General features: G+C 70.4%; 8 protein-coding genes and 2 pseudogenes. 6 read left to right on the top strand and 4 right to left on the bottom strand.

Annotation, left to right across the window (positions count from 1 at the left end; all coding sequences use genetic code 11):
- Positions 1-176 precede the first annotated feature (176 nt).
- The 3 genes from ADL12_RS13215 to ADL12_RS13205 all read left to right on the top strand — a co-directional run bounded on the left by ADL12_RS13215 (position 177) and on the right by ADL12_RS13205 (position 3,886).
- Complete coding sequence (locus ADL12_RS13215; RefSeq protein WP_208614530.1) at positions 177-995, top strand: class I SAM-dependent methyltransferase; 819 nt, start codon at positions 177-179, stop codon at positions 993-995.
- Positions 996-1,171: 176 nt separating this feature from the next.
- Positions 1,172-2,263, top strand: coding sequence for a C40 family peptidase (locus ADL12_RS13210; protein WP_062701848.1), 1,092 nt, complete (start codon positions 1,172-1,174; stop codon positions 2,261-2,263).
- Positions 2,264-2,581: 318 nt separating this feature from the next.
- Positions 2,582-3,886 (top strand): PP2C family protein-serine/threonine phosphatase, encoded by a 1,305-nt coding sequence (locus tag ADL12_RS13205; RefSeq protein WP_062701845.1) that lies wholly within the window; start codon positions 2,582-2,584, stop codon positions 3,884-3,886.
- 62 nt (positions 3,887-3,948) lie between these two features.
- Here ADL12_RS13205 and ADL12_RS13200 read toward each other — a convergent pair whose 3' ends face one another.
- The 3 genes from ADL12_RS13200 to ADL12_RS13190 form a co-directional block, all read right to left on the bottom strand.
- Entirely contained in the window at positions 3,949-4,281 is a 333-nt protein-coding gene (locus ADL12_RS13200; RefSeq protein ID WP_208614531.1) for a DUF2516 family protein, read from the bottom strand.
- Between the two features lie 141 nt (positions 4,282-4,422).
- Positions 4,423-5,121, bottom strand: a complete 699-nt coding sequence (locus ADL12_RS13195) for a hypothetical protein (RefSeq protein WP_062701844.1) — start codon at positions 5,119-5,121, stop codon at positions 4,423-4,425.
- A gap of 71 nt (positions 5,122-5,192) precedes the next feature.
- The gene (locus tag ADL12_RS13190; protein WP_062701842.1) at positions 5,193-5,747 is read right to left on the bottom strand and encodes a helix-turn-helix domain-containing protein; all 555 of its coding nucleotides are present in this window, start codon (positions 5,745-5,747) and stop codon (positions 5,193-5,195) included.
- A gap of 142 nt (positions 5,748-5,889) precedes the next feature.
- Between ADL12_RS13190 and ADL12_RS13185 the strand changes: the two genes are divergently transcribed.
- A complete protein-coding gene (locus ADL12_RS13185) occupies positions 5,890-6,414 on the top strand; it encodes an AAA family ATPase (RefSeq protein ID WP_062701840.1) in 525 nt (174 codons plus the stop codon).
- Between the two features lie 13 nt (positions 6,415-6,427).
- A pseudogene (locus tag ADL12_RS13180) lies at positions 6,428-6,751 on the top strand (DUF6228 family protein); the annotation flags it as partial.
- A gap of 268 nt (positions 6,752-7,019) precedes the next feature.
- Here ADL12_RS13180 and ADL12_RS13175 read toward each other — a convergent pair.
- A complete protein-coding gene (locus ADL12_RS13175; protein WP_062701838.1) occupies positions 7,020-7,367 on the bottom strand; it encodes a winged helix-turn-helix transcriptional regulator in 348 nt (115 codons plus the stop codon).
- Positions 7,368-7,425: 58 nt separating this feature from the next.
- On the opposite strand from ADL12_RS13175, the pseudogene ADL12_RS13170 reads away from it, so the two are divergent.
- Positions 7,426-8,314, top strand: a pseudogene (locus tag ADL12_RS13170) (NAD(P)-dependent oxidoreductase).
- Positions 8,315-8,626: the final 312 nt, after the last annotated feature.

Genomic DNA, 8,626 nt, shown 5'->3' with positions numbered 1-8,626 from the left:
CGGCTATGCCTGCGGCGGCCTGTGCGGGTGAGTGGGGGTGCGGGTCTATGCCTGCGGCGGCCTGTGCGGGTTCGGTGGGGGTGCGCGTTGCGCACTACTCGTGCGTTGGGGGTCGGGGCCGCGCTGGTGCGGGTGGCACGGTCCGGTGGTCAGAGCGGGCGCTTACCCTCGTATCCATGACATCCCGCGCCTTCGCCCGACCCGTGGGCACCGTCACGCGCGGGACCACCAATCCGAATCGGCTGCGCCGGATGGACCGCTGGATCGCCCACACGCATGGTGCGGAGCTGCGGGGGGCCGTCGATCCCGTCGCGGTCGATCTCGGGTACGGCGCCGCCCCCTGGACTGCCGTCGAGCTGCTCGCTCGGCTGCGGTCCGTCGCGCCACGCGCGCGTGTGGTCGGTGTGGAGATCGAACCGGCGCGGGTCGCGGCCGCGAAGCCGTACGAGCGGGAAGGGCTCGTGTTTCGGCACGGGGGGTTCGAGATTCCTGTGCCGCAGCGGCCGCTGCTGGTGCGGGCGGCGAACGTGCTGCGGCAGTACGAGGAGGGCGAGGTCGCCGGGGTCTGGGAGCGGCTGTGCGCGCGGCTCGCGCCGGCCGATCCGGTGACCGGGAGTCGTGGGGGGCTGCTCGTCGAGGGGACCTGTGACGAGATCGGGCGCCGGCATGTGTGGGTCGCGCTCGGGCCGGAGGGGCCGCGTACGGTGACCTTCGCGACCCGACTGGGCTCGCTGGAGCGGCCTTCGGACCTCGCCGAGCGCCTGCCGAAGGCGCTCATCCATCGCAATGTTCCCGGCGAGCCCGTCCATGCCTTTCTGCGCGACTTCGACCGCGCCTGGGCCGCTGCCGCGCCCTATGCGTCGTACGGCGCACGTCAGCGCTGGATCAGGACGGTGCGGGACCTCGCCGCCGACTGGCCGGTGACGGACGGGACGGTGCGGTGGCGGCAGGGTGAAGTGACGGTGCGCTGGGAGGCGTTGGCGCCGCGGGCGTGACCCCGGGACCTGCGGGGGAACGATCTCCACGAGTCGTTCGTCACAAAGACGGGGAGATCGTCATGACGGGGAGGGATCGGGGGGAAGCAGACCTCTGTCGCTTTACGCGTCGGCATGGCACGATCCCCCGGACGCTCGTAAGTTACTGACGGGACATCAGTTTGGGGGCTACAGGTATGGGCTCGGGCAAGCGCGGCCTGATCACAGCAGCCGTGACCGTCGTCTGCGCGGTCACCGTGCTGGCGGCACCAGGCACGGCCTTCGCGGCACCCTCCCCCTCCCCCACCCCGTCACCGAGCGCCTCGGCCTCGTCGGCCCCGACTGCCGTGTCCAACAAGGAGCTTGAGGACATTCGCAAGAGGCTCGAGAAGCTCTACCACGCCGCGGCCGTCGCCACCGACCAGTACAACGCCACCGAGGAGGCGGCCGAGAAGCAGTCCGCCGAGATCGTCGCGCTGGCGAAGGGGATCGTCAAAGGGCAGGAGCGGCTGGCCGAGTTGAAGGAGCGGGCCGGTGCCGCGGCCGCCGCGCAGTACCGCTCGGGCGGGCTGCCCGACGAGGCCAAGCTGATGCTCAGCGACGACCCGCAGGCGTTCCTCGACGGCACGGGCCGGGTGCTGCAGGGCCAGCGCGCGACCAAGGGATTGCTGGCGGAGATGACCCGCATCCAGCAGGACTTGGAGCTGTACGCCAAGGACGCCTCCGCCCAGTGGAAGAAGCTGGAGGCGGGCCGCAAGGCCAAGGCCGCCGCCCAGAAGAAGATCGAGAAGCAGATCAAGGCGGCCGAACAGCTCGAATCCCGGCTGGAGGAGAAAGAGAAGGAGCGCCTCGCCGAGCTGGAGAAGGAAGCGGCTTACAAGGCGCAGACCGAGTGGCTGGACTCCGGCATCCTTCAGGACATCAAGGGCGAGGCGTCCGAACAGGGGCGCAAGGCCGTCGAGTACGCCACGGAGCAGCTGGGCAAACCGTACGAATGGGGCGCCGAGGGGCCGAAGACGTACGACTGTTCAGGGCTGACGTCACAGGCCTGGGCGAGCGCCGGGCAGGGGATTCCGCGGACCTCGCAGGAGCAGTGGAAGCAGCTGGAGCGCATCGACGTCGAGGACATGCGCCCCGGCGACCTCATCATCTACAACGCCGACGCCAGCCATGTCGCCATGTACATCGGCGACGGCGCCATCATCCACGCCCCGCGCCCGGGGCGGACGGTGACGGTCGCGGGGGCCGGCTCGATGCCGATCCTCGGGGTGGTTCGACCCGATGCGTGAGGATTCCCCGGCGCAGGAGGATTCCCTGATACATGGTGATTCAGGGCACCTTGTGACCCCTGGGCCGTGACCTCCGCCACGTGACCCACCCCACGTCACCTCGCCGCCAAACCCAGCGCGAACGTGACGTTCGTCATTCCTGCCCGTCCTCCACCCTGTCCAACTGCGGTAGGGAACGCGGCATATGACAGTGGCCGTCGCCCACGCCGGGTGGCCCACACCATTCCGTTGCGCCGCCGACTACCGCTATGGTCCCCGTCGGTGGATCGAGGTCCCTCGTTCCCACCAGCCCTCGGGGGGAGGGAAGGAACTCAGACGATGCCCGTACCCATACCGCGGCAGAGAGCGATCCCGGCCGTGGAGAGTGGTCAGGCGCAGGCCGCGTCCCCAGGCGGCGGCACCTCCCGGGAAGAGGCCCCGCGTAAGGAAGAGACGGTCGAGAACACCACCCACACCAACCTGACGCTGCTGTTGATCGAGGACGATCCCGGCGGCTCGGCGATCGTGCCCGAGCTGCTCGACTCGGCCGGCAAGCCCATCCGGGTGCGCACCGCCCGCAACCTCACCGAGGCCGAGCGGCTGCTGACGGACGACGTCCACTGCATCCTGCTGGACCTCGCGCTCGCGGCGCCCGGCCGGGTCGCCGACGACGACGAGCTGGCCGTGCTCAAGCACGTCCTGGAGCTCGCGCCCCGGCACGCCGTCCTCGCGCTCACCGCCTCCGGCGACGCCGAGCGCGGCGCGGAAGCCGTGCGTGTCGGCGCCCAGGACTACCTCTTCCGGGACGAGCTGGACGGGCGGCTGCTGAGCCGGGCGATCCGGTACGCCGTTGAGCGGAAACGTTCCGACACGGCCGAGCGGCGGCTCGCCGAGGGCCGTGTGCGGGCCCAGGAGAACCGCCGACTGGAGCGCGGCCTGCTGCCCACGCCGCTGCTGGAGGGCTCCTCGCTGCGGTTCGCCGCGCGCTACCGCCCGGGGCGTTCCCGTGCCCTGCTGGGCGGTGACTTCTACGACGTCGTACGCACCGCCGACGGCACTGTGCACGCCATGATCGGCGACGTCTGCGGGCACGGCCCCGACGAGGCCGCGCTCGGTGTGGAGCTGCGGATCGCCTGGCGGGCGCTGACGCTCGCGGGGCTGTGCGGGGACGCTCTGCTGGGCACGCTCCAGCAGGTCCTCGAGCACGAGCGGGCCGACGACGAGATCTTCGCGACCCTGTGCACGGTGGACATCGCGCCGGACGGCCGTCGGGCGGGGCTGTGCCTGGCGGGGCATCCCTCACCGCTGCTGGCCCGGCCCGGGCGGCCGGCGCAGCTGTTGCCGTACGACAACAACGGGCCCGCGCTCGGGCTGCTGCCCGGGGCCCGGTGGCCGCGGATGGAGGTCAAGCTGGGGGCGGAGTGGAGTCTGATGCTCTACACCGACGGCTTGATCGAGGGGCGTGTCGGTGAGGGCCGGGAACGGCTCGGCCAGGACGGCATGGTGGAGATGGTGCGGCGACAGCTCTCCGAGGGGCTGCGCGGAGAGGCGCTGCTGCGCGCCTCGGTCAATGAGGTCCGGAACCTCAATGGCGGGGAGCTGACGGACGACGTGGCGGTGCTGCTGCTGGACCGGACGGTTTGAGCCGGACGGTTTGAGCGGCACTCGCCGCTACGGGTCCTACAGGTCCCACGGGTCCTGGGGTTTTACCTGCCGCCGTTCCACGGGCCGTACGGGCCGTCGCTGCTCGAACCCCGTCGGCTCCGGCCCCCGCCCGGGAGCCCCTTGATCGCGGGGCGTACGTCCACCATGTACACGATCGTCGCGATGAGGCCGATGATCGGCAGGAACGACAGGATGTTGAAGATCAGGTTCACGATGAAGGCGAGCCCGAGGATGATCAGCCAGAACGGCTTGCTCTGCTTGTCCGCCGCGCGGTAGGCGTCCTCGCGGCGTGTGGCCGCGTCGATCAGCGCGAAACCGCTGAAAAGGATCAGGGCCATGCTCAGCAGCCACATGAACCCCGCGAAGCCCTGCATCAGCACAACGTCCACCACCCGATTCGGCTCATACCTACGCGGTCACCGTACCCGCAACCGCAGGTCCGCTACCCGAACAACGGGCCGAGCACCGCGTAAGTGCCCGGCCCGTGTCCAACCGCTCTTCTTCACCCGTCCGTGTTACTTGGCGGGCGGAGTCGTCTTCTTGGCAGCAGTCTTGCGCGTCGTGGTCGTGGTCTTCTTGGCGGTGGTCTTCTTCGCCGGGGCGGCCTCCGCAGCAGGCTGGGTCGCGGCGGGCTTGGCCTCGGCCTTGTCCTCCTTGACCTCGACCGGCTCGGCCTTCGGCTCGACGGCGACGGCGAGCTCCTCGATCTCCTCGGCCGCCTCACCGCGCCAGGTCTTCACGGCCTGCTCGCCGTGCTCGGCGACCTTCTCGTAGGTCTCGCGAGCCTTCACGGCGTACTCGGCGGCGACGCCGACACCGCGCAGCGCGATGTCCTGGGCGGTCTCGCCGAGCTTCTTCAGGTCGGCGTCGATGCTGCTGCCGAACTTCTTGAAGTCCGCGTCCAGGTTGCTGCCGAACTTCTTGATGTCGGCGTCCAGGTTGCCGATGAACTCGTTGACCTTGGTCTGGATGGTCTCCTGCGCCTCCTTGGCCTTGGCACCGGCCTCCTTGGCGCGAGCGGCGGCCTTCTCCTGGACGGCCTTCGGGTCGGTGTTGCGAACGGCCTCGATCCGGCCCGGCGCCTCGGCGCGCAGCTGCTCCACCAGGCCGGGGACCTTCTTGGCCTGCTGCAGGGCCAGGTCGGCGGTGCCGGCGGCGAAGTAGAGCGGGGTCGGGTCGCTGAAGGTCTTACGCAGGTCGTCGGTGATGGCCATGGTGATGGTCCTCCCGGGTTGCTTCGAGGTGAGGGTTTTGGGTCCCGCGGTCGGCCTGCCGGTGCGCGTGGTCAGCCGGCCGACTGCTGGGGGTCGTTCGGGTTCTCCGGGTCGGCGTCGTTGCCGTCGGGCGTACGGGGCGTGCGGGTCGTGCGGGTACGGCGCGCGGCGGGTCTGCTGCGTACGGCGGTGTCACTGTCCTGAGCGTCCGCCGCCCCGTCGGGGTGGCCGTCGCTCGAGACGGCCTCGGCAGCCTCACCCGCCTCGGGGGATATCTCGAACCCGTTCTCCTTGCGGAAGGATTCGTAGATCTGGAGCAGCACCTGCTTCTGCCGCTCGTTCAGCGTGGGATCGGCGAGGATGACGGCGCGCGTCTCCACCTCGTCCCGGTCCCGCTCGGCGTCGAGGATCCCGGCCCGGACGTACAGCGTCTCGGCGGAGATCCGCAGCGCCTTGGCGACCTGCTGCAGCACCTCCGCGCTCGGCTTGCGCAGCCCGCGCTCGATCTGGCTCAGATACGGATTGGACACCCCCGCGGCATCGGCGAGTTGCCGCAGTGACAGCTGCGCGCTGCGCCGCTGCTCACGCAGATACTCACCGAGATTGCCGACGTTGAGCGATGCCATGCCTCCACCTTGCCTCACCCCCGCTAACTATTGCAAGCACCCGCTTGCAAAAGTGCGCCACGCCACCCTGGGAGACGCCGAAGCCGTACCGGATTTCCGCTGTGCCCGTCCCTGCGGCCCGCACAGCACTAGCGTCGGGCCCATGATCGTATGGCTCAACGGCACCCACGGCGCAGGCAAGACGACGACCAGTGCACTCGTTCAGCAGCTGATCCCGGATTCACGGGTGCTCGACGCCGAGAAGGTCGGCGAGACACTCATGGACATCACGCCAGGGCTGCCCGGGACGGACAACTTCCAGCACTGGCCGCCGTGGCGGCAGCTCGTGGTCGAGACCGCCCGCCGCGTACTCGACTACACCGGCGGCACCCTGGTGATGCCCATGACTGTCCTGGTCGAGCAGTACTGGCGCGAGATCAGCACAGGCCTCGCGCACCATGCCATTCTGGTACGGCACTTCGTCCTCCACGCCGACCAGGACACCCTCCGCGGGCGCATCGCGGGCGACACCGTTCTTGGCCCCAACTCCCCGTTCCGTCTCCGATACCTCGAGCCCTACGCCGAGGCGGCCCGCACGTGGCTGCACGCCGAGGCCGAGGTCGTCGACACCACGCACCTCACACCCGCCCAGGCCGCCCTGCGGATCGCAGAGGCCGTCAAGAGTTGACTCCGTCGAGGCGTGGGCTCCAGGGCTGACCGCTCGCGTGAACGAGGTGGTGGCCTGGGTCTGGGACAGCGATCTCGCACCGTTCCTGGAGGAACTGGCCGCGGACTACCGAGGGTGGGACGGCGAACGGAGCCGGCAGACCAACGACCGGGACCTGTCCGTCTCCGCCGTGTTCCGGTCCGGAGGGCATGTCGGTCTGACCTGGACTCTGCGTCCGTGGCCGAAGACTGCGGGCGGCTGGAGCGCCTCGGTGACCACGTGGCTGGAGGCCGGGGAGCAGATGTCGACCTTCGCGGCCGGCATCCGGCACTTCCTCGATTCTCACAGCGGTGACTGACCATGGCCGCTTGACGACTGCCTGCTCCGCCACCGCCCGCGGCCAGGGCCCGGTTCGCAGCGCGGCCGGGCGGGAGCTCGGCCGGGAGTCGCGCTGTCCGTCGCGGCGCTCGGCGCTCCAGTGGGGAGTCGGCCTGGGCCGTGCGCGGCTCGTACCCACTTTTTTGTGGGTACTTGGCAGCGCTCCGCCGCCGTCCGACCCTGGATGTGGGTGATCGACGAGGCGCCGAACGCGCCCGGTCGTACGACGGACGGAGGTGGCATTCGGGTCAAGAGGCCGGCTGGACCTCGGTCAGCCGCTCCAGGCGGCGGTGACCCCAGTCGGAGAGCGGGCCGAGAGCTTCGGCCAGGTCACGGCCGAACTCGGTCAGCGAGTACACGGTCTTCAGCGGCAGGACGTCGTACACCTCACGGTGCACCAGACCGTCCATCTCCATCTCGCGCAGCGCCTGGGTCAGCACCTTCTCGCTGAGGCCCGGCAGCCGGCGGCGCAGTTCCGCCGGGCGGTGCGGGCCGGACTCCAGCAGCCACAGCAGCGACGTCTTCCACTTGCCGTCGATCACGGTGATCGCGGCGGTCACCCCGCAGACGTTCGGGTCATGGCGCCGACGCGTCATCCCCCACCCCTTTTGTCAGCAATTCATCATCTATCGCCACCCTACAGGGAGTTGAGTCATGCCCACATACGCCGACGAGCCCGCCATCACCCCCTCCGTCACCGTCCTCGGTCTCGGCCCGATGGGCCGGGCCCTGGCCGGGGCGTTCCTGGACGCGGGAGTGCGGGTCACCGTCTGGAACCGCACGCCGGGGCGGGACCGCGAGCTCGTCGGCCGCGTCCCCGGCGGAGGCGGTCGCCGCCAGTGCTCTGACCGTCGTCTGCGTGGTGAACTACGACGCCTCCGACGCCGTCCTGCGGCAGGACGCGGTCACCGACGCGCTCAAGGGCCGTACGGTCGTCAACCTCACCGCCGACACACCGGCCCGGGCCCGGGACACGGCCGACTGGGCGGCCGCGCACGGCATCCGCTACCTGGACGGCGCGATCATGTCGATGACCACGACCATCGGGACGCCCGACGCGGTGGTCATCTACAGCGGTCCGCAGGAGCTCTACCGCGAGCACCGCCCCGTCCTCGACGCCCTCGGCGGCACCCACACCCACCTCGGCGAGGACATCGGCCGGGCCGCCGCCTACGACATCGCCCTGCTCGACATCTTCTGGACGGCGATGGCCGGCTACGCGCACGCCCTGGCCGTGGCGCGGGCCGAGGGCATCACCGCGCGGGAACTCCTCCCCCTGGCCCAGGGCATCGGCGCGATCCTGCCGCCGCTCTTCGAGGAATTCGCGGGCGACGTCGACGACGGCACCTACTCCGGCGAACTCAACCCGATCACCTCCGCCGTCTCCTCCATGGCCCACATCGTCCGGGCCTCCGAGTCCCACGGCATCGAGGCGGGCGTGATGCGCGCCGCCGAAGGACTGGCCCGCCGGGTCGTCGCCCTCGGCCACGGGACGGACGGCTTCATGCGGGTCACCGAGCTGCTGGGCCGCCACCGGCAGTGATCCACTCCTCCAGGACGGCGAGGTCCCGGTCGGTGATCCCGTAGCGGTGGTCGACGCGGTGGACGAGGGCGGGCGCGGGGTGGTCGTCTCGGGCAGGGGGTGGGGCGGCTCGTACAGCGGGTACGGCCGCTCCGCCCCGAAGGGGTTGAAAGCTGCTGCCGGGAGTTTCGGCATTCGTCAGCGGCTGTCAGTGGGCGTTGGTAGGTTGAGTGGTGGCCGGGTGGCGAAAGCCAAGCCATCCGGCCGTAGTGCGGCGGCAGCTTAAACACGCGCCCGTGGGCCACGGCCCACCGTCGCCGGGAGTGGCTCGGA

The sequence above is a fragment of the Streptomyces regalis genome, from assembly GCF_001509475.1.
Classification (GTDB): domain Bacteria; phylum Actinomycetota; class Actinomycetes; order Streptomycetales; family Streptomycetaceae; genus Streptomyces; species Streptomyces regalis.
The sequence above is the reverse complement of the archived record's forward strand: the minus strand, read 5'-3'. Positions and strand labels throughout refer to the sequence as shown.

Coding starts and splice junctions, on each gene's coding strand:
- ADL12_RS13215 (WP_208614530.1), top strand. CDS start 177: ATGACATCCCGCGCCTTCGCCCGACCCGTGGGCACCGTCACGCGCGGG.
- ADL12_RS13210 (WP_062701848.1), top strand. CDS start 1,172: ATGGGCTCGGGCAAGCGCGGCCTGATCACAGCAGCCGTGACCGTCGTC.
- ADL12_RS13205 (WP_062701845.1), top strand. CDS start 2,582: ATGCCCGTACCCATACCGCGGCAGAGAGCGATCCCGGCCGTGGAGAGT.
- ADL12_RS13200 (WP_208614531.1), bottom strand. CDS start 4,281: ATGCAGGGCTTCGCGGGGTTCATGTGGCTGCTGAGCATGGCCCTGATC.
- ADL12_RS13195 (WP_062701844.1), bottom strand. CDS start 5,121: ATGGCCATCACCGACGACCTGCGTAAGACCTTCAGCGACCCGACCCCG.
- ADL12_RS13190 (WP_062701842.1), bottom strand. CDS start 5,747: ATGGCATCGCTCAACGTCGGCAATCTCGGTGAGTATCTGCGTGAGCAG.
- ADL12_RS13185 (WP_062701840.1), top strand. CDS start 5,890: ATGATCGTATGGCTCAACGGCACCCACGGCGCAGGCAAGACGACGACC.
- ADL12_RS13175 (WP_062701838.1), bottom strand. CDS start 7,367: ATGACGCGTCGGCGCCATGACCCGAACGTCTGCGGGGTGACCGCCGCG.